General features: G+C 58.8%; 16 protein-coding genes. 6 read left to right on the forward strand and 10 right to left on the reverse strand.

Annotation, left to right across the window (positions count from 1 at the left end; genetic code table 11):
• Positions 1-5: 5 nt before the first annotated feature.
• The 10 genes from ACZ89R_RS23110 to yaaA form a co-directional block, all read right to left on the reverse strand.
• A complete protein-coding gene (locus ACZ89R_RS23110) occupies positions 6-1571 on the reverse strand; it encodes an MBOAT family O-acyltransferase (RefSeq protein WP_123501024.1) in 1566 nt (521 codons plus the stop codon).
• A gap of 212 nt (positions 1572-1783) precedes the next feature.
• Positions 1784-2917 (reverse strand): mannuronate-specific alginate lyase, encoded by a 1134-nt coding sequence (locus tag ACZ89R_RS23115; protein ID WP_429378087.1) that lies wholly within the window; start codon positions 2915-2917, stop codon positions 1784-1786.
• A gap of 11 nt (positions 2918-2928) precedes the next feature.
• Complete coding sequence (locus tag ACZ89R_RS23120) at positions 2929-4380, reverse strand: alginate O-acetyltransferase (protein WP_429378085.1); 1452 nt, start codon at positions 4378-4380, stop codon at positions 2929-2931.
• Between the two features lie 10 nt (positions 4381-4390).
• On the reverse strand, positions 4391-5980 hold the full coding sequence (gene algG / locus ACZ89R_RS23125) for a mannuronan 5-epimerase AlgG (RefSeq protein ID WP_429544472.1): 1590 nt from the start codon (positions 5978-5980) through the stop codon (positions 4391-4393).
• A gap of 26 nt (positions 5981-6006) precedes the next feature.
• Positions 6007-7494, reverse strand: coding sequence for an alginate export family protein (locus ACZ89R_RS23130; RefSeq protein WP_123501030.1), 1488 nt, complete (start codon positions 7492-7494; stop codon positions 6007-6009).
• The gene (gene algK, locus ACZ89R_RS23135) at positions 7491-8999 is read right to left on the reverse strand and encodes an alginate biosynthesis TPR repeat lipoprotein AlgK (RefSeq protein WP_429544471.1); all 1509 of its coding nucleotides are present in this window, start codon (positions 8997-8999) and stop codon (positions 7491-7493) included. Before algK ends, ACZ89R_RS23130 begins: the two co-directional genes overlap by 4 nt.
• Positions 9000-9008: 9 nt before the next feature.
• Positions 9009-10178, reverse strand: coding sequence for an alginate biosynthesis protein Alg44 (locus ACZ89R_RS23140; RefSeq protein WP_123501032.1), 1170 nt, complete (start codon positions 10176-10178; stop codon positions 9009-9011).
• Between the two features lie 35 nt (positions 10179-10213).
• Positions 10214-11695 carry a mannuronan synthase gene (alg8, locus tag ACZ89R_RS23145; protein ID WP_429544470.1) on the reverse strand — a complete coding sequence of 494 codons (1482 nt, stop codon included), beginning with the start codon at positions 11693-11695 and terminating at the stop codon, positions 10214-10216.
• 203 nt (positions 11696-11898) lie between these two features.
• Complete coding sequence (locus tag ACZ89R_RS23150; protein WP_123501037.1) at positions 11899-13215, reverse strand: nucleotide sugar dehydrogenase; 1317 nt, start codon at positions 13213-13215, stop codon at positions 11899-11901.
• Between the two features lie 819 nt (positions 13216-14034).
• Entirely contained in the window at positions 14035-14814 is a 780-nt protein-coding gene (gene yaaA / locus ACZ89R_RS23155; protein WP_429542551.1) for a peroxide stress protein YaaA, read from the reverse strand.
• Between the two features lie 238 nt (positions 14815-15052).
• Here yaaA and ACZ89R_RS23160 point away from each other — a divergent pair, with 238 nt between their 5' ends.
• The 6 genes from ACZ89R_RS23160 to ACZ89R_RS23185 all read left to right on the forward strand — a co-directional run bounded on the left by ACZ89R_RS23160 (position 15053) and on the right by ACZ89R_RS23185 (position 20008).
• Positions 15053-16177 carry a polysaccharide deacetylase family protein gene (locus ACZ89R_RS23160; RefSeq protein ID WP_429544469.1) on the forward strand — a complete coding sequence of 375 codons (1125 nt, stop codon included), beginning with the start codon at positions 15053-15055 and terminating at the stop codon, positions 16175-16177.
• A gap of 337 nt (positions 16178-16514) precedes the next feature.
• Positions 16515-17909, forward strand: coding sequence for a PhoH family protein (locus tag ACZ89R_RS23165; protein ID WP_429424329.1), 1395 nt, complete (start codon positions 16515-16517; stop codon positions 17907-17909).
• 236 nt (positions 17910-18145) lie between these two features.
• Entirely contained in the window at positions 18146-18619 is a 474-nt protein-coding gene (gene moaC, locus ACZ89R_RS23170) for a cyclic pyranopterin monophosphate synthase MoaC (protein WP_429544468.1), read from the forward strand.
• Positions 18616-18858 carry a molybdopterin converting factor subunit 1 gene (gene moaD, locus ACZ89R_RS23175; RefSeq protein WP_008010586.1) on the forward strand — a complete coding sequence of 81 codons (243 nt, stop codon included), beginning with the start codon at positions 18616-18618 and terminating at the stop codon, positions 18856-18858. The genes moaC and moaD overlap by 4 nt, the downstream gene beginning before the upstream one ends.
• 3 nt (positions 18859-18861) lie before the next feature.
• Complete coding sequence (moaE, locus tag ACZ89R_RS23180; RefSeq protein ID WP_192346100.1) at positions 18862-19314, forward strand: molybdopterin synthase catalytic subunit MoaE; 453 nt, start codon at positions 18862-18864, stop codon at positions 19312-19314.
• 184 nt (positions 19315-19498) lie between these two features.
• The gene (locus ACZ89R_RS23185) at positions 19499-20008 is read left to right on the forward strand and encodes a disulfide bond formation protein B (RefSeq protein ID WP_032830273.1); all 510 of its coding nucleotides are present in this window, start codon (positions 19499-19501) and stop codon (positions 20006-20008) included.
• The last annotated feature ends 592 nt before the right edge of the window (positions 20009-20600 follow it).

The following is a 20600-nucleotide window of genomic DNA, read 5'->3' on the forward strand; positions in this document are numbered from 1 at the left end:
ATCCCTCAGAACTGGAAGTAAAGGAACGGCGAGAAGCTTTGCGCCGAGAGTTTGAGAATCGAGGCGATGAACAGCAGCAGTACGACGGCGCGCATCACGTAACGGGACCAGTCAGCGGTCCAGTAGGCCGGTTGCACAGTCGCTTCAACGCCGACGGTGTAACCCGGTTCGTGGATGCTGGCCGGGTTGTCACCCGGTACGGCTTTGATCATTCCAGGCGTAGCCGCGGCAGGGCCATCGGCCTCGACGTTGACGGCAGGCTTGGTCTTGACCGGTGGCCGGTTGGTGTAGAAATCACGCAGACCGAAGAACGCCAGGGTTGCGTAAGCCACCACCAGGGTTGCCACTTGCAGACCGGTGAGGCTGGCCTGGTTGAGTTCCGACAACGACCATTCGCCGAAGCTGAACATGGCGCCGTACATGCGACCGGCGACGTGCAGGTTCTCTGCGCGGAAGATCACCCAACCCATCACCACCAACAGGAAAGTCAGGGCCCAGCGGACCGGGTTGAAGCTGCGCGGCGAAGTGTTCAGGCCGAGGGCTTTTTCGATCGCCAGCCACATGCCGTGCCAGGCACCCCAGACGATGTAGGTGATGTTCGCGCCGTGCCACAGACCACCGAGCAGCATGGTCAGGAACAGGTTGCGATAGGTCATCAGCGTGCCTTTACGGTTACCGCCGAGGGTGATGTACAGATAGTCACGCAACCAGGTCGACAGGCTGATGTGCCAGCGACGCCAGAACTCGGTGATCGACTGGCTGATGTACGGCTGTTTGAAGTTTTCCATGAAGCGGAAACCCATCATCAAGCCCAGACCAATCGCCATGTCGCTGTAGCCGGAGAAGTCGAAGTACAGCTGCGCGGTGTAGGCCAGGGCGCCGAGCCAGGCATCGCCCGTGGTCGGGTTCTGCAAGGCGAAGCAATGGTCAGCCACCACCGCCAGGGTGTCGGCGATGAAGACCTTCTTGATGAAGCCCTGCATGAACCGCGTGGCACCTTCGGAGAACTTGTCGAGGGTGTGGGTGCGGTTGTTGAACTGGTCGGCCAGATCACGGAAACGCAACACGGGACCGGCGATCAAGTGCGGGAAGATCGCCACGAATGCGGCAAAGTCGATCAGGTTGCGGGTCGCCGGGGTATCACCACGGTAGACGTCGATGATGTAGCTGATGGACTCGAAGATGTAGAACGAGATCCCGATCGGCAATAGCACGTGGGTCAGGATGAACGGCGACAGACCGACCGAGGTCATCATCGCGTTGATGCTGTCCACGCCGAAGTTGGCGTACTTGAAGTAGCCGAGGATGCACAGGTCGACGCCCACGCCAAGGAGTAGCCAGCGCTGGGCCGGTTTGGTCCGAACGCCCGCCGCACCAACCTTCAGGCCGATCCAGTAGTTCCACAGCGTGACGGCTGCGAACAGCGCAAGGAAGTCCACACGCCACCAGGCGTAGAACACGTAGCTGGCGATCAGCAGCAGCAAGTTGCGATAGCGTATTCCGCTCAAGTAGTACATGCCGAGAAAGATCGGCAAGAACAGAAACAGGAACACGTTGGATGAAAATACCATCCCGATCTCTCCATGTTTAACCAACAGTCAAGGGCCGCAGCCCCCCCAAACCCCCCACCGAAAACCGGAGGGCGTAACACACAATTCATGCCTGACACTGACCCTGTGGGAGCGAGCCTGCTCGCGATAGCGATCTGATATTCAGCATCGATGTCGCCTGACACTCAGTCATCGCGAGCAGGCTCGCTCCCACAGGGGTTTTGCGTTTGGCGCTAAGAACCTTTTTTGCCTTTCTCGCTGGCCGGGTCGTAGACCTTGGTCAAATCCCCGCCGAGGCGGAAGGTCTTGAACGGCTGCATTTTGTGTTTCTGTGCCAGCACATCCGGCGTGCAGGTGTAGAGCGAGCAGAACGGTTCGAGCCAGGCGAATTTCGAGTCGACCTTGAGGTCGGTCATGTCCTGCTCTTTACCGTTCTTCTCCTCGAATTCATCCGGGTCTTCCACGCCTGCAAGCACGCGATCACCCAGGCGTTTCAAGGCACCGTTGTTTTCCTGACGCAAATCGACACCGTTGACCTGAGCGAAACTGGCAATCATCGCCAGTGGCGGCAGGGCGTAGTTGTGATAGGCGAGGGCGCGTTGCTGGCGCTTGAGCTCGTTGGGCAGGAAGCCTTGGGCGTCGACCTGATTGACGCCGACCTTGTATTCCTTGACGGCCCAATCGAACAGGTCGCGGCGGTTGGTGGCGACCGACGTGGCCATCACCGACCAGGCGGCCCAGTACGAGTGGTTGTTGGTTTGCTCGAGCGGCAGGTTGTCCCAGTCGCTGACCACCTGATCAGCCATTTTGCTGAACCAGGCTTCAATCACTTGCGCTTCTTCCTGGTGGGTAGCCAGCGGATGCGAGTCAGAGAATTTCAGGCGAACATAGGACGAAGCCATGCTGCCCAATGCCCATTTGCGCATGGACTTGCCGGTGTGGTTGAAGTCCTTGGACATCAGTGCATCGGCCTTGGCCCAGGCGGTCAACCAATTCAGGGTGCATTCCAGTTGTTCCGGACGACCGTCACGCATGAACTTCATCACTTGCTTGCTGGTGCTGCGCTCGATCTTGGTGATGTCGGCGGTGGTGTCGCGGAAGGCTTTTTCCGATGCCTCGTTCAGGGTCGAACGGGCCTTGTCGGAACCTTCGTATTTGCTGCGAAATTGCAGGGCACCGGTGTAGGGCGTCGGCATCGCTTCGCAGCCTTCACTCTTGTCGCCGGTTTTGACTTTTTCAATGGGTGCAAAGTAACCCTGGGGCGGGCGAAGTGGCGCGGCAGCCTGGGTGGCGCCAGCGAACATCGCCAGCGTCAGCAGGGAGGGCGCGAGTAACTTTTTCAGCGTTCGGGTTTGCATGCAGTTCATAAGAGGTAGCCTCATTGCCCGGCTTGAGCGGTACGCTGCTCGGCGCCGGAGAACACGTTGCGTTTGCAGATTTTCGCTTCGACTTTCTGAGGCGTGGTACCTGGTTTTTCAGGTCCCTGGACTTCGACGGCCAGCAGATTCTGCGAGGCCCAGTCTTCGTCCGTGCGCAACTCGAAGGCGAAACGCCCGTCGGTTTCGGATGTTTCCGGTTTGTCGATCTTGATGTCCTCGTGGCGCCCGTTCATGTACCAGAGGGTGGCTTGCAAGGTTTTCACCGAGGTGTCGGCGAAGCGGATGTCGACCTGGTGGCTGCTGTTGCGCAGGTCCAGGTTCTTGCTGTTGACCATCAATTCGTTTTTGCCCGGTTTCAGCGTGGCACTGGCACTCATCTGTGCATCTTTGCCTTCGCAACCGTTGTCCAGCAGCGCCATCATTTGGCGGTAGATGGTTTCCTGATCGAGGCGATAAAGCGGCGAGAATTCCCAGATGAGGATTTTTGGTGGTTTGGTCTGGAACTCTTCGCTGCCCAGGTACTGCAGCATCGAACCTTCGAAGCCACCACCGGGGAATGCCACGTTGAGAATGTCGGCGCCGATGGCCTCTTCGAGGAAACCGGCGAAGTTGTAGTTCTTGCCACTGTGGCTGGTGCCGACCAGGGTAATTTCCGGATTGCCGGAATCACTGAACAGATCGCCATCGCCCGCTTCGCCTTTTGGCTCGGTGGTGAACTGATCCATGTACTGGATCGCGTAGCTGGTGCCACAGAGTTGACCAGCCATGTTGTGTAACGTTCCGGTCTTGCCCATGCGACCCGACTTATGGGTCTCGAATTCACGCTTGGGAACGTCGGCGAAGGCCGGTAATTGCTTGACCTTCTCGGCGACGATTTTCGCCGTGCGCTGGGCGCCATACGGCGTCCAGTGTTGGTCGCCGCGGAAGTAGAAATCGTGAGCCGGCAAGGTGTCGGGCAGCGATTCGTTGGTCAGCGGCGACAGGTCCGGGACCACGTAGCCCATCTGCGCGAAACGCCCGAGCATGGTTTTGTAATTCCTCAGCGCCTTGTCGAAATCGTAGCTCGCCTTCTCTGCCGGGTTCAGCTTGTTGCGGTTCACCAGGCCACGGGTCGGCTGGTAAACGATGACCAGTTCCACGCCTTTGCTCTTGAACGCATCGTGCAGTTGTTTCATGCGCTTGTAGCCAGCGGGTGTGGTGTCGAACTCAGTGCGCAAGTCTTCTTGCGTACGGAACAGCCAATCGCCCTGCGCCTGCACCAATGTGGTGAAGTTCTGCTGATAGCGGGTGGTGTAGTTCTTCGGGTCGTGGGCTTCAGGGCAGAGGTTGCAGCAATCATCGGCCTTGAAGCTGGGGGCTTTGGCGTCTTCGGCACGTACGCCAGTGCTCGCCGCAAGAATGCCAGCGGTCAGGGCCGACAGGCTGAGTAATTTGATCAAGTGTGGGTGCATAAAATTATCCTCAGTCCTGCATTTTGGTCTGGCGTTCGACTGGGTCGATCAGCACGGCTTTCTGCTGGCGCACCAGCAGGTCGAGAATTTCATCCTGGCGTTCGCCGAGGATTCCCGAGAAGCTGATGCCGCTGGATTTGGTCGGCGCGAGCATCGACACGCGATACAGCTCCACGCTCAGCGGCGAGTCGATCGACAGTGGTCCGCTGCCATTGGCGGCCAGCTCACCACCGACCACAATCAGGGACACCTGGGCGTCGAACGGGTCGAGCTTGATGTCCCGGTCGGTGTCGCTCAGGTCTTTGATGTGCCCGTAGACACCGGTCAGGCCGTTGGCCATCGAGACGTTTTCATACAGGCGAATGTTCACGCTGTTACGAATACGGATGCCGTGGCGCTTGTTGCTGATCACCTTGTTGCCCCACAGCAGGTTGTCAGCACTCTCATAGAGGGTGATGCCGTCGGTGTGGTTCTTGTAGATCTCGTTGTAGGCGATCAGGTTGTTCACACTGTTACGGTCGATCACCAGACCCGACAACTTGTTGTCGTAGCTGCGGTTGTTGAAGATGAAGCTGTCGTTGACCTCACGGGAAATAATGATCCCGTGCTTCTTCTTGGTCCCGAACACCGTATTGTCGGCGATGATCAGACCGTGGGAACGGTCATGGGGATCGATGCCGTAGACGATGTTGTCTTTGTAGGTGTTGCCCTTGACCACGAAGTCGCGGGTTTCGTAGCAGTAGAAGCCGTACCACATGTCCGAGAACTCGGAGCCGACGATCCAGCCGGTCGGTTCCGGGCGCTTGAGCACCTTGGCCATGTTCGGCGTGTATTGGGAAATACTCACGCCGTAGGACTTACTGTTGGCGTAACCGAAACTGGCGATCTTGCTGTTGGCAATGTAGGTCTCGGTGCCCCCCCAGGACAGCAGGAACGGACGGAACTCCTTGGGCGACTTGAAGGTCGCCGGGCCGTTTGCCTTCTCGCTCCAGCCAGTGATTTTGCTGTCACGCACGAACAGCTGGCCGTCGTTGACCAGGAACGAACCGGCCTCTTGGGACAGGCGCAATTCCTGGGTCTGCTTGTCGATTTCCAGAATGCCCTTGTTACCCACCACGATCGGCAACTTCGCCAGGAACACCCCCGGCGAGGTTTCGCTGAAGTACTGCTTGGGCAACTTCTTCGCCAAGTCCTTGAGGTTCATGTAGCCGTCGTCAACGAAGATCGCCTGCGGGATGCCGTGCTGACGCACCACCCATTCGGCCATCTTGTTGTCGCCGCCGATGAAGTCCTTCAGGGCGTTTTCCTGCATCATCCGGCGCACGCTGATCTTGCCGGGCTTGGTGCGCACGACTTTCGCGGCGATGGCTTCGGCGGTGTAGCCAGAGGTGTCCGGCAGTTTCGGCTCGGCCAAGTCCAGCGGCGCGGTTGGCGCGCTGCTGACGGTATAGGTCTTGGCCTGTTGCAGCCCCTTGGCCATGGTCGTCGATTTGCCCTGTTGCACAGGCTTGGCCGGTTCGACGGTGGCGAAGGCGGCTGCGCTGGCAAGCAGCAGCGCGCCGGCCAGCAGGCTGATCGAGCCTTTCTTGGCGCTGTTCATGTCGGGCACTCCCTTCGCGGTTTGCATCAGAAGCGCCAGACCACGTCGACAAACGCGCGGTGCATGTACGAATCGACTTCTTTGCCGTAGGCATCGCCAGGCTTGAACACACCGCCACGGAACCGCACCAGAGCCGAAGGCTCATCGATCGACTGACTCAACGCCGCCGGCAACAGGCCTTGCTTGAAGTACTTGGTAACCACCAGGTCCATTTCCTGACCCAGGTCTTTGTTGCCATCTTCCAGCGGCAGCGAGGTACTGGAGAGGATTGCACCGGTCACGTCGTCGGTGTTGTTTTCGACGGCGTTGATGCCGTTGCTGCCCACCGGCTTGTTGCCGTCCACGCGCCAGAACTTGTGGTAGATCAGACTGGCGTCGTATTCGTCGTTGAGCATCCACGAGCCGAACAGGGTAGCGGTTTGCATGTTGTTCATTTCGCCACGGAAGGCTTCGCCGAAACGGTGAACCCGCGAGCGTGTACCGGTGTAGTTCGAGCGATTGCTTTCCAGGCCGGTCTGTTCGTACTCGGCGCTGGCACGGGCATAGGCCGCACCGACTTGCCACTGCGGATCGAGGCGCAAACGCAGGCCAATATCAGTGGCCCAGCCATTGAGGTCTTCACCGCGTTTGGCTTCGGTCGGGCGGGTGCCATCGGCGTTCAGCGGGTTGACCGTGTCGGTGTCGCCGCTCATGCCGGTGATGCTGCCCCAGTAATTGACGGTGTTGGTGTTGCGCCAGTTATAGGCGTCGCTGTCGGCGGTGAGGCCGAGCCAACTGATGTCACCGTTCTGTTTTTTATCCAGCGAATCGCCGGCAACGCCCGGCTCCGGGTAGTCGAGCTTGCCGTCATCGTGGGTGTGATGACCGCGAATGCCGACCCAGTTACCCGGCGACCATTGAGTGGCAACGTCGCCGAAAACGTGCAGGCGATCCTCATCCTTGGGTGCCAGCTCTTTCAAGTCGGTGCGGTATTCGCTGAAGCGTTCGGCGATACCGACGTTGGCGCGCAACAGGGTGGTGTCGAAGGTCCAGTTCAGGGCTTCGATGTTGGTGTCGCGCCATTGGCCGTCGTCGTTGCGCAGGCGTTGGCGACCGAGCTTGAGGATCTCGCCAGGGTAGGGCGTGAGGCCGCTGTAGCCGACCCAGAACTCGCGCATCGCCAAGTAGTTCTTCTTGGTTTTGCGATCACCGTTGTCGGTGGTCTGGGTACCGTCGCTGTCGGACTGTTGCAGGGTGTCCGTTTCGATGATGTCGGTGGACGTCACGGCCTGGCCCATGGCGTAGGCGCTCCACGCGCCGCTTTCGCCGTACACCCATGGACGCAGGTCGAGGCCGACGCCGGAAACGTCGCCGCCACTGGCAGTGCCCAGGTCACGGTCGTCTTCGGACTGGCCGGTAACTTTGACTTCGAGGCCGAAGTTCTTGTCTTCGGTCAGGGCCGCCAGGGTCGGGCACGACCACAGTAGGGCGAATGTCAGGCCAATACCGGCCTTCACGAATGGATTGAGCTTCATAGGGATTCCTCGCCGTCTTCTTCTTGCAGGGCGTGCAGTTCCAGCGTGTCCGGACTCACGGCACTACGAATGGCCTGTTCTTGTTTCAACAGGCGTTGGGCCTCGGCCAGCCGGTCAGGCGGCAGTTGCGCTTCGATGGTTTGCGCAAGCTCATTGGCTTGTGGGGTGTTTTGAGCCTTCGCCAATTGGCTGAAGACATAAGCGTTGACCGGGTCGGGTCGGGTGCCCTTGCCTTGGGAGAACAGTTGGGCAATGGCGAAATCGGCGCTGTTCTGGCCGTTACGCGCAGCGGTCAGCAGGTGATCCAGGGCTTTTTGCGGATAGACCTTGCCCAGGTAACCACGACGGTAAATCTGGCCGAGGTAGTAATCGGCGGCGACTTCACGGCCGACGGCTTTCTTGAAGTGCTCTTCGGCGACCTTGGCGTCGGCCGGCACCATTTTGCCTTCGAAGTAGAGCTTGCCCAGCAACAGTTCGGCGCGGGGCTGATCAGCGGCGCGGCCGTTGTCCAGGTACTTCATCATGGTGTCGACGTCGCCCAGTTCCGGGAAGTCGTAGAGCAATTGCGCCAGGCTGACCCAGGATGCCGGGTAGCCAGGTGCAATGCCTTCGAGCAGCGACTGAGCAGTTTTCTCGTCGGTCTTGCCCAGGCTTGCATCGCCCAGTACGCGAGCCACGCTGTCCACACGTTGCGCAGTGACGACGCCACGGCTTTGACCCGCCTGCATCTGCTTGATCAGTTCTGCCTGTTGCTCTGGCTGGTCGCGTTTCTGATAGACCGTGGCCAGTTCGACGTAGCAGATGTCGGTGGTGTTCAACGCTGCTTTGCAGATCTTTTCCACGTCATCCAGGTGTTGGTCGTAAGTGCCCTGGGTGCGATAGAGCAGCACTTGCGCCAGACCGGCTTCCGGTTTGCCTTCGGTGCGCCATTGGCTGATCTGCTGCTGCGCGTTGACGTTCGGGAAACTGTGCGGGTATTGCAGGTACAGCATCGCCAGCGGGATCAGGGTGTTGCCTTCGCCATTGGCCGAGGCTTTCTTCAACAGCGCTTCGGCTTCGTGGTGTTCGGCTTCGGTGGCACCGGGTTTGGCCACCAGCAGACGACCCAGGCGAGCCTGAGCCCGCGGCGAGACGCTGGCCGCGGCGCGGTAAGTCGCCTCGGCCTTTTTGATTTGTGCCGGGTCACGGCTGTCGACCTGCAGATCGGCCAGGCCGACCTGAGCTTCGCTGTAACCCAGGTCTGCCAGCTGCTGGTAGTTCTGCGCCGCCAGCGCGGTGTCGCCGCGCTTGAGGGCTTCATTGGCCAGGCGCTGGTCGGGCAGGCCGGCACAGCCGGCCAGGCTCACGGCCAATGCAACGGCACACAGTGATCCCATGTGGGAGCGAGCCTGCTCGCGATTCGGGCGGCTCGGTGCATCAGACAGACCGCGCTGATCCCATCGCGAGCAGGCGCGCTCCCACAGGGTGTGCGGTGTTCTGAGGAAATATGGAGTCGTCACGGGCATGTCCTCTGTTTAAAGACCGGCGGCCATGGCTTTGTTGATCAGCCAGCTCAGGTTCGGGCCACGGGTGCTGTTCACTTCCACCGGGCGACCGGCGAAGGCGCTGTCCAGCGGCTCGTCAGGTTTGATCTGCACGCGGATGTCGGATGACAGGTCGGCGCTTTTCAGGCTGGTGCTGCTGACGATCTTGCCGGTACGGGTTTGGTCTTCGCCGGCGATCTGGAAGCTGACGGTGGTGCCAGGACGCACGTCGCCGAACTGGCGATAGGAGAAGCGCGCTTCAACGTTGGCTTCGGTGTTACGCGGCACCAGTTGGAAGATCACGTCGCCTTTGCTGGCGTACTGACCGTTAGCCACCAGTTGCTGAGACACGGTGCAATCGCACGGCGACGTCAGGGTGCCGGTCATTTGCTTGCCGAACAGTTCTTCAACCTTGGATGGTTGCAGTTGACCTTCGTCCAGATGGCCCTTGAGTACGTCGAGCATGCTGGTGCTGAAGGTCGCCAGCGGTGCGCCTTTAGCGGCAACGCCGTCAGCCTTGATCAGGCTCTGCACGGTGCCGTCGCGTGGCATGGTGATGTTCATCCCCTGCACGCTGACCAGACCGGCCTGGGCGTGGCTGACGAAGTACATGCCGTACACCGATTTGAAAATGAAACCGAACGCCACCAGACCGACCACGAAGATACCGGCGCTGAAGGTCACCGCTTTCAGACGGCCCAGCGGGGTCATGCCGTGGCCGCCATCCTTGACCTTGCGTGCCTTGGTGAAGTTGTCGCGCTGCAGGGTCGCCAGCATTTCACCCACACTGACGATGTCGCCGGCCAGGTGCGAGGTGATCAGGTGGCGCAGGGTGGAAATGTCACGGGGTTCCAGGTTCTGGAACTGGCAACCGGTGCGGCCGGTCTGGCGATCCACGGAGCGGATTTGCAATTCCACGTCCATGGCCAAACCGAGGTTATCGATCACGAATTGCAGGCGGGCCTTGTGCACATCGCCGACCTTCAGCGGCAGCTGACCGGCGTTGAACGCCAGGCCGCCAGCGGAGAGGTCGATGAGCCGGGCTTCAACCGGAGTCCGGTCAGGGCCGAAGAAACGCAGCTTGGCCGGGATTTTCACACGAGCGTGTTGGCGCTGGGCTTCGGATTCGTGCACTACGTTGGAGTTGACGGCGGTATTCATATGGGCGATTTCCTAGTTAATTCAGGCGAGTTCGGTCAGACCATCAGCAGCAGCACGGCGACAAAAATGCTGCCGGCGGAGAAGGTCATGGTCCGAGACGACCAAGTGTTGAACCAACGTTGAAAGCTGGCGAGATCACGGGTCAGAGAAGTGGGCTGGCGAGTCCAGGACTGTTGATCGAGGCGGAAGAACACGTAGATTTTCACCAGCGCGCCGACGATCTGGTTGTAATAGAGAATCGCCGGGTAAGCCGGGCCGATCCGGTGACCGGAGCAGGACAGCAGCACAGTCAGGATCAGGCGGGTGATGCCGATCCACAGCAGGTAAACCAGGATGAACGCGCTGCCGTACTTGAAGGTGGCGAGGAGTGCCACGGTCAGGCCCAGCAAGGACGTCCACATCGATACACGCTGATCGAACAGCACCACCGACGTGAACAGGCCGAGACGTTTCATCCCCAGGCCCAGGGCGCGGGAGTTCTGCCGCAGGTTGTTGCCGTACCAGCGGAACATCAGTTTGCGACTGGCTTTGATGAAGCTCTTTTCCGGCGGGTGTTCCACGGTATGGATCGCGGCATCCGGCACGTAAAACGTGTCGTAGCCCAGACGCATCAAGCTGAACCAGCTCGACTTGTCGTCACCGGTCAGGAACTTGAAGCGGCCCAGGCGCCAGTGTTGCAGCGAGTCGCTTTCCACATCGGCGATGAAGTCCGGGTTGGTGACCACGGTGGCGCGGAATACCGACATCCGGCCGGTCATGGTCAACACGCGCTTGGACAGGGCCATGGAGCACATGTTGATGTGGCGCTGGGCGAATCGCAGTTTGTGCCATTCGCTCATGATGTAGCCGCCGCGTACTTCGCAGAACTCGTTGGTGGTCAGGCCGCCGACATTGCCGAACAGCTGGAACCACGGCACGGTCTTGAGCACAACGCCTTCGGCCAATACGGTGTCGCCATCGATCACGGCAACCACGGCGCGGTCGTCCGGCAGGTGGCGCGAGATGGCGCGGAAACCGTAAGCCAGGCCATCGCGCTTGCCGGTGCCGGGAATGCGCACGAAGTCGAGCTTGACCCGTGGCGGTGGGTTCATGCGTTTCCAGAGGCTCTTGACCAGCAGCTCATCGGACATTTCGACGATGGAGCAGACCACGGTGGTCGGCAGTTCGCAGTCGATGGCCTCGCGGATTACCGAGCTGTAGACCTGAGCGGTGGTCAGCGCGTCGATACGGAAGCTGGTGACCATCAGAAATACATGGGACGGGTCTGCCGCTTTGCCCAGCTTGCGCACTTTGCGCCGCAGGTGCGGGTAGACCACGTACAGAAACAGCATGCCGCGCAGAAAGTGCGTGGCACCCATCGAGTAGCGCCAGATACCGACGATACCGATCAGGAAGATAAAGTCCTTCGACTCGGAGTCGAACGTGGACGCAGGCAGCGCCATGGCGATGCCCATCAGTAAACTTAGGTAAAACAGCCAACCGGCGGCCTGAAGTAGGCCGTGCTTTAGCCTGTGCATAATCTGCATCCGTCTCGATCTCGGGCGAGCCTGTGGGGTGGCCCGATGGGGTTAAGGCAGGCCTGTGAAAACTGGCGTCACCCGTTCTGGATGACGCCAGAAATCCTGGTAGGAGCTGCCGCAGGCTGCGATCTTTTGGCGTCAGTGAGATCGCTGAAAATCAAAAGATCGCAGGCTTCGCCAGCTCCTACACAGATGCAGCGTTACCAGCAGATGCCTTCAGTCCGGCCGCTCACGCTGGTGGCTTTGGACATGAAGCCAACCAGGTCGACCACTTGCTTGCCGTGTGGAGCTTCCAGCGCCAGGGCGCGGAATTTCTCGTCACGGTTGCCGAGGATGATCACGTCGGAGTTTGCGATCACATCGTCGAAGTCGGCGTTGAGCAAGGACGAGACGTGAGGGATCTTCGACTCGATGTAATCCTTGTTCGCACCGTGGACACGGGCGTATTCGACGTTGCTGTCGTAGATGCTCAGGTCGTAACCCTTGCCGATCAGCATTTCCGCCAGATCAACCAGCGGGCTTTCGCGAAGGTCGTCGGTGCCGGCCTTGAAGCTCAGACCCAGCAGGGCGACTTTGCGCTTGTCGTGGCTGGAGACGATGTCGAACGCGTTCTGCACCTGGGACTCGTTACTGCGCATCAGCGAGTTGAGCAGCGGTGCTTCCACGTCCAGGGAACCGGCGCGGTAGGTCAGGGCGCGCACGTCTTTTGGCAGGCAAGAGCCGCCGAACGCAAAGCCTGGGCGCATGTAGTACTGGGACAGGTTCAGTGTCTTGTCCTGGCAGACCACTTCCATCACTTCGCGACCGTCAACACCGACGGCCTTGGCGATGTTGCCGATCTCGTTGGCGAAGGTCACCTTGGTGGCGTGCCACACGTTGCAGGTGTACTTGATCATCTCGGCAACGGCGATGTCCTTGCGGATGATCGGTGCGTCGAGTTCTTCGTACAGCGATTGCAGAACGTCACCCGAAGCCTTGTCGAACTCGCCGATAACGGTCATTGGCGGCAGATCGTAATCGGCGATCGCGGTGCTTTCACGCAGGAACTCAGGGTTGACCGCTACGCCGAAATCGACGCCGGCTTTTTTGCCGGAGCAGTCTTCGAGGATCGGGATCACCACGTTTGCCACGGTGCCCGGCAGGACGGTGCTGCGAACCACGATGGTGTGGCGGGTGGTCTTGTCACGCAGGACAAAACCGATCTCGCGGCACACGGCTTCGATGTAGTTCAGTTCCAGATCGCCGTTCTTCTTGCTCGGCGTGCCGACGCAGATCATCGACAGGTCGGTGTCGCGAATCGCCTCGGCGAAGTTGGTCGTGCCGCGCAATTTGCCCGTCTCGATGCCCTTCTGCAGAAGTTCGCCCAAACCCGGTTCAACGATCGGCGATTTGCCGGCGTTGATCATATCGATTTTGTCTTTGGCAACATCGACGCCAACGACGTCATGGCCCCGTGCAGACAGGCAACCGGCACATACTGCGCCGACGTAACCCAAACCAAATATGCTGATGCGCATCGCAATTACCTCTGTGTTTATCAAGCCATTACATGGCCGGAGTTAATGGTGTTCAGCGGTCATAGTGCACTCGCAAGTGCGACTTAAAGGCGCCACAATGCCGTGTGCAGGCATACTAAGTTCCGAGTGTCTAAATAAATGCACTCAAGATGTGCGCAGCCAGGTCTTATTGTTATGACGTGCCCTGTTATGCAGCCGATCCTCTTTTCTGAAGACTTCCGTGCAAAGGTCTTGCGCGCTCAATGCCAGGCCCGAAAGCCCGTAAATCAAGCGGTTGGGTGCTCAGGTGAGCACGTTTATAGGGGCGCAGCCGTGGCCTTGTAGGGGATAGTAATGGTGCGTTATCTCCTGTCCTTCATGTGTTGCCCAAATAAGTGATCAGTAAGCCAAAGTAAGTGTGACAACTTCGCTACATCGATCTCTTGTCTGTGTAAGTTATCTCGCACAATCACCGAGAGAATCGTTACCGGTGGTATGAGCGGCGCATTTGGACATAGTTCCTGTCCGCCCATCGCGAATTCTGAAATTTCTTGAAATATTGAAAAAGATGGCACTGCTTTCATATTGATAGCACTTGCCCTTTGGCCCTTTATATATGGGGCGATTGTCGCGCTGGATATGTTTTTGCCACTACGAGTAAAAAATTTCAGTGCCACTACTGAAAAAAATGATCAATGTCGAGTGAAACTAAAGTTAGAAAATGGAGTGCTTGAATATTGGCGCCAATAAAACGGCGAAAAGGAAAGGATTGTTCGACGATCAAAGGGGGCGCGCACGACGAAGTAAGGGGTGTCGTGCGCTGACTTAGTGCAGGCTCTATTACTCCGGAGCGTGATCTCGCAGGAACACCAGATTGTCCGGTTTAGACTGTTCGGCGCTGTAGCGATAACCCTGAACGTCGAACTGCTTGAGGGCGACCGGGTCATTGATGCGTTCTTCAATGACGAAGCGACTCATCATCCCGCGGGCCTTTTTCGCGTAGAAGCTGATGATTTTGTACTGGCCGTTCTTCAGATCCTTGAACTCGGTATTGATGATGCGCGCGTTCAAAGCATTGCGTTTGACCGCCGAGAAGTACTCGTTGGAGGCCAGGTTCAGCAGCACGTCATCGCCTTGATCGGCCAAGGCTTCGTTCAGCCATTCGCTGATCCGCGTACCCCAGAAGGCGTACAAGTCCTTGCCACGGGCATTGGCCAGTTTGGTGCCCATCTCCAGCCGATAGGGCTGCATCAGATCCAAGGGGCGCAACAGGCCATACAGGCCGGAGAGCATGCGCAAGTGCTGCTGGGCGTAATCGAAATCGGCTTCGCTGAAAGTTTGTGCATTCAGGCCGGTGTACACATCGCCCTTGAATGCCAGCAACGCCTGCTTGGCGTTGGCTGGGGTGAAGGCCGGGGTCCAGCTGCCGAAACGCGCGGCATTGAGACCGCCGATCTTGTCGGAGACGTGCATCAGCTCGCTGATCTGCGCCGGTGTCAGGTCGCGCAGTTGCAGGATCAGTTCCTGGGAATGGTCGAGGTATTGCGGCTGAGTGAAGCGCTGGGTCGCCGGCGGTGTTTCGTAATCGAGGGTCTTGGCGGGGGAAATCACCATCAGCATGAAGTCGTCTCCTTTAATCGTGGGGGCGATTCTAGGGGGTTGTCCTTGTTGACTCCAGCTATGGGTGTCATAGGTGATCGGTGGTGTCATGGAACAAAGATCGCAGCCTCGCTTCGCTCGGCAGCTCCTACAAGGGAACGCATTCCAACCTGTAGGAGCTGTCGAGCGAAGCGAGGCTGCGATCTTTTGATCATCCCGAGATATAGTGCCGCGCGGGTTTTGTTATGGAGACATCCCTTTGCGTATCGTTTTTCTATTCTCGGCCTGGCTCCTGAGTTTTGGCGCCATCGCCGCGCCGGGCGATGTGGCGACGCTGGATCGCAGCACCTGGCCTGAGCAGCTCAGCAGCCCGACGCTGTTTGACGTCGCCTCGCGGGCCGAAATCCTCATGTTTGCCCGCGTTCTGCTGGCCAGTGAGTCGCTGGATGAAGCGAGCCTGGCTCAACGCCTGGGCCTGCGCACCCTCAATCTGGAGTCGGTCAACCAGCTGCGCCAACGCCTGTGGCAGCGTTTGCTGACCAATTACAACTTCGCCCAGCAGAGTTGCGATCAGGATGCCTCCTTCTGTTTCCTGGTCGAGGACATGGCCACCTTGCGTGAGCAAGCGGCGAAGTTTCAGGTGAGCGACGACAGCTATTACATCAAATGGGCCGAGCCGAGCCGGTTGTTCCACGCCCAATACCTGGACGAGCAACTGCGCAAGGCTGCGCTGTTCCCGCAGACCAGCAGCGAAGTCGATCGTTTTGGCGACTATGAGCGCAATGGCGAGGCCATGAATGATCGCCTGTTCCTGCTGACCTTCGACAGCGCTGCCAATGCCACGCCCGATAACACCGCCTGGGTCACCGAGTACCTGCGCAAATCCAGCATGAGCGCTACGTTCTTCGTCCTCGGCAAGGACATCCAGGCCCGCCTGGCCGATCGTTCGGTGGCCAGCCTGCAAGGGACTTATTCGCAGCAATGCGTTGGCGTGCAAGGCTGGGAGTTTCGTTCCCACAGCCACTGGCAAGACTGGCAGGATTCGGTGCGACGCAGCGTAGAGCTGGTCAAAGGCAAACTGCCGGAGAATTACGTGCCGTTGTTTCGCCCGCCCGAGGGGCAGCGTCGATCCGATGCCGAGGGCTTCTTCACGTCTCAGGGCTTGCGGGTGGCATTGTGGGACATCGATGCCCAGGACGGCGCCGGTAAGCTCAAGGGCAGCCAGAGTGCACAACGTGTGTTAACCCTGATGCTGCTATGGCGGCACGGGGTGATCAATTTCAATGTGAAGCAGGATGCGCTGAAAACGGCGATGCCTTGGCTTATTATGCAAACGGCGCCAAGCGGGATCGGTTGGGCAGACTGTCAGGACGCGTTTCGCTGAAAACGGCGAAAGGCCGTAAACATTGAGCGAAGAGCGATTTTTGCAGAGAAATAGGTGCAGGCGGACTTCCGACTTTAACGGCACATTGCCTGCACGCCAAGGGCTATTCGTCACTCTGAAAAATAAACTTCAAAAAAGCGTCAAAGTGCTTTTTTCTGTCACAGGTTTTGGGGTATTACGAAGACAGACCGCCGAAACCTGCAACACAGGTGGCGTCTCCCAAGACCCCAGTTTGTGTGCAGTTCACTTGACTCCTCGCAGGTGAATTCGGCGGCCACTTCGAGGCGCAGCACCGTCATGGTATTGCGTCGACTGGCTCCCACAAAGGTGACCGAGTATGGATGATCACGGACGTAGCCCTTCTTCCAACCAGCCAATCCTTTATGTACTCGATACCAACGTATTGATTCACGATCCAAACGCCCTGCTTAATTTCGAAGAACACCACGTCGCCATCCCGATGACCGTGCTTGAAGAGCTGGATAAGCTCAAGAGCGGGCATCACAGCGTCGCCGCGGAATGCCGCCAGGCGATTCGCCTGATCGACAAGACGTTGGGCGATGCCAGCCCCGAAGACGTTGAACTCGGCGTACCGATCCAGCGCGGCAAGAGTGGGCCCAAGGGTTTGCTGTCAATTTTGATGAGCAAACGTGCGGAACCGAACCTCATTCTGCCCGAGCACCTGAACGACAACATCATCATCAACCAGTTGATCGACCTGCACGCGCGCGAACCAAAGCTGCCCGTGGTGCTGGTCACCAAAGACATCAACATGCGCCTCAAGGCCCGCGCTTGCGGGATCGCGGCCGAGGACTACAGCACCGACCAGCTGGTCGACGACGTCTCGCTGCTGCCCAACGGTTATCACAACATGACCGGCTCCTTTTGGGACCGTGTGAGAAATGTCGACACCCGTCAGGATCATGGCCGCACCTGGCACCAGGTGCAGTTGATCGACAACCTGCCGGCGGTGCACGTCAACGAGTTCATCATCGACGAACAGGGTTTTGTCGGCTGGATCAAGGAGATCGAGGAAGACAAGCTGCTGATTCTCGACCTGCATCAGGAACCTCTGTTGCACCAGGAAGCCTGGGGCCTGAAACCGCGTGACATCTATCAAAGCCTGGCGCTGTACGCCTTGCTCGATCCTGATATCCACCTGGTCAACCTGACCGGGGCAGCAGGTTCTGGTAAAACCATCCTCGCACTGGCGGCGGCCATCGAGCAGACCATGGTCAGCAAACGCTACCGGCGCATCATCGCCACCCGCAGCGTGCAGGGGCTGGACCAGGAAATCGGCTTCCTGCCTGGCACCGAAGCGGAAAAAATGGAGCCTTGGCTCGGCGCCATCACCGACAACCTCGAAGCGCTGCACATGGACGACGAAAACACCCATGGCAGCGTCGACTACATCCTCAGCAAAGTGCCGTTGCAGTTCAAATCCCTCAACTACATCCGAGGCCGCAGCTTCCAGCAGAGTCTGATCCTGATCGATGAATGCCAGAACCTCACGCCGCACCAGATGAAAACCATCATTACCCGTGCCGGCGCCGGTTCCAAAGTGGTGTGCCTGGGCAACCTGGCGCAGATCGACACCCCCTACCTGTCCGCGACCAGCTCCGGGCTGACGTACTTGACCGAGCGCTTCAAGGACTTCCCCAACGGGGTACACATCACCCTGCAAGGGGTGCCACGCTCGATTCTGGCCGAATACGCCGAATCGCATCTGTAACCCTCACCAGAACCGGGCGGCCTATTGGTCGCCCGGTTTTTTCATGCGTACGCAACCCCCCTGTGGGAGCGAGCCTGCTCGCGATGGCGGTCTGACAGTCAGCGTTGATGTCGACTGTCACGCCGCCATCGCGAGCAGGCTCGCTCCCACAAGGGGATTGTGGCGATCGGATAATCAAACGTGCGGAAATTTGACCCACAGGTTTACAATCGATGCTCCTGATCAGGAGTATCCCTGTGCTGACTCATCTCGATTCCCAAGGTCGCGCCCATATGGTCGACGTCACTGAAAAAAACGCGACGTACCGTGAAGCGACGGCCCAAGCGCTGGTGCGCATGCTGCCCGAAACCCTGCAGTTGATTGTCACGGGCGGCCACCCCAAGGGTGACGTGTTCGCCGTGGCGCGGATCGCCGGCATCCAGGCGGCGAAGAAAACCAGCGATCTGATTCCTCTGTGCCACCCGTTGATGCTCACCGGCGTCAAGGTCGAACTCAGTGCCGAAGGCGACGACACCGTGCGCATCGTGGCGCGCTGCAAGTTGTCCGGGCAGACCGGCGTCGAAATGGAAGCGCTGACCGCCGCCAGCGTCGCGGCGCTGACCATTTATGACATGTGCAAGGCTGTGGATCGCGGCATGACCATCGAGAGCGTGCGGCTGCTGGAGAAACTCGGCGGCAAGAGCGGTCATTTCCAGGCGGATCAGCCATGAACGTTACCGTGAAGTTTTTCGCCCGTTACCGTGAAGCGCTCGGCGTGGACTCGGTGAAGGTCGAAGGTGATTTCGCCACGGTCGACGATGTGCGCGCACTGCTGGCCCAACGTGACGGCGCCGAGGTACTGAGCGAGCAAAACCTGATGTGCGCCCGCAACGAAGACCTCTGCCAGCTCGACGAGCCGGTGAGCGATGGCGATGAAGTGGCGTTTTTTCCGACCGTGACCGGGGGTTGAGCCATGGCTATTCGCGTGCAGCCTACGCCGTTCGATCCGGGTACTGAAGTCAACGCCATGCACGCAGCCAATGTGGGCGTTGGTGCGGTCGTGAGTTTTGTCGGCTACGTGCGCGACTTCAATGACGGCCTCGACGTCGCCGGGATGTTTCTGGAGCACTACCCGGGCATGACCGAAAAGGCCTTGGGCAAGATTGCCGCGGAGGCCGAGCAGCGCTGGCCACTGTTGAAGCTGGAAGTGTTGCACCGCATCGGCGCGCTTGAGCCGGGCGAGCCGATCGTTTTCGTCGGCGCCGCCAGCGCCCACCGTCAGGCGGCGTTCGATGCCTGTGCCTTTGTCATGGACTATCTGAAAACCCGCGCGCCGTTCTGGAAGAAAGAAAATACCCGTGATGGGCCGCGTTGGGTGGAAGGGCGTGACAGCGATCATGCGGCGGCGGATCGGTGGAAGCAGTAAGCAACCCTTCGCGAAGACCGCGTCGCGGTTTCGATTATTAACAATCGCTTAAAGGTTAATCCGTGCTTAACCGGTTTATCGTTTATTCCCCCGACTTCAGCGGCCCGTTCAAGGCTCTCAAAGGGCAGGGGCTGCGTGTAGACTTTCGGACAACCGATATCCACGGACACAAAAGGGAAACGCGATGAGCGAGGAAACCATGCGGTTGGGACGTGAGCGGCGCTATCTGGTGTTGCTGGGCATTATCTGCCTGGCGCTGATCGGTGGCGCGCTGTACATGCAAGTGGCTCTGGGCGAGGCACCATGCCCGCTGTGCATCCTGCAACGCTACGCGTTGCTGTTGATTGCGCTGTTCGCCTTTATCGGCGCAGCGACGCGCACCCGCCGCAGCGTCACGCTGTTCGAAACGTTGGTGGTGATCTGCGCCATTGCGGGCGCCGGGGTGGCCGGGCATCACGTCTATACCCAGTTTTATCCGGCGGTCAGTTGCGGTATCGATGTGCTGCAGCCAATCGTCGACGGCCTGCCGCTGGCGAAGATCTTCCCGCTGGGCTTCCAGGTCGATGGCTTCTGCTCTACGCCGTACCCGCCGATCCTCGGCTTGTCCCTGGCACAGTGGGCGCTGCTGGCGTTCGTGCTGATCGTGGTGCTGGTGCCGCTGCTCATTTCGCGTAACCGCAAAGCCCTGCGCTGAGTCTGTACGCCATACCGATACAGGCAAAAAAAACGCCCCGGTTCTCGTTGAGAGGCCGGGGCGTTTTGCATATTCGCAGGTCAGGTAAAAAGACCTTGATGCTCGACAAGGAAGGGGGTGACAAGTGTGCGACATGTTGTCACAGCTTGAGTGTCGCAAGGCATTTCAAATTACTGATTGAGGGCATCGCTTTGCAGCAAAAACCTGCTCTTCCAGGCACTGTCGGTTTTAGCGCTCGTCAGTCGAAACAGGCAGTTTTAACAGGGCCTGGCAAAACGGCAAAGCCCTTGTCACATAGGGGGTAGAGCAGGGTCGAAGGCGAGCGCAGAGCCTTGGAAGCTGTCTGAACTTCGCGTGGTAGACCTACTATTTTTGGTGTTTTTGTTGAGAATGAATTTCGATACCATGGCGCACTTTTGCAAAAGCCGTGAATGATTGTTGTCGGATCGGATATAAATTATTTCGGGATGAGACATGGTTTATGAATCGTTACATATCTACAATCGCCCGCACTGAATTCCCGGCACTGCTCACCCTTACTCAGGTGCATGAGCAGAACCAGGGTGTCGAGAGGTCTGATGGCTTCATGCGA

It is taken from the genome of Pseudomonas sp. TE3728, assembly GCF_056279145.1.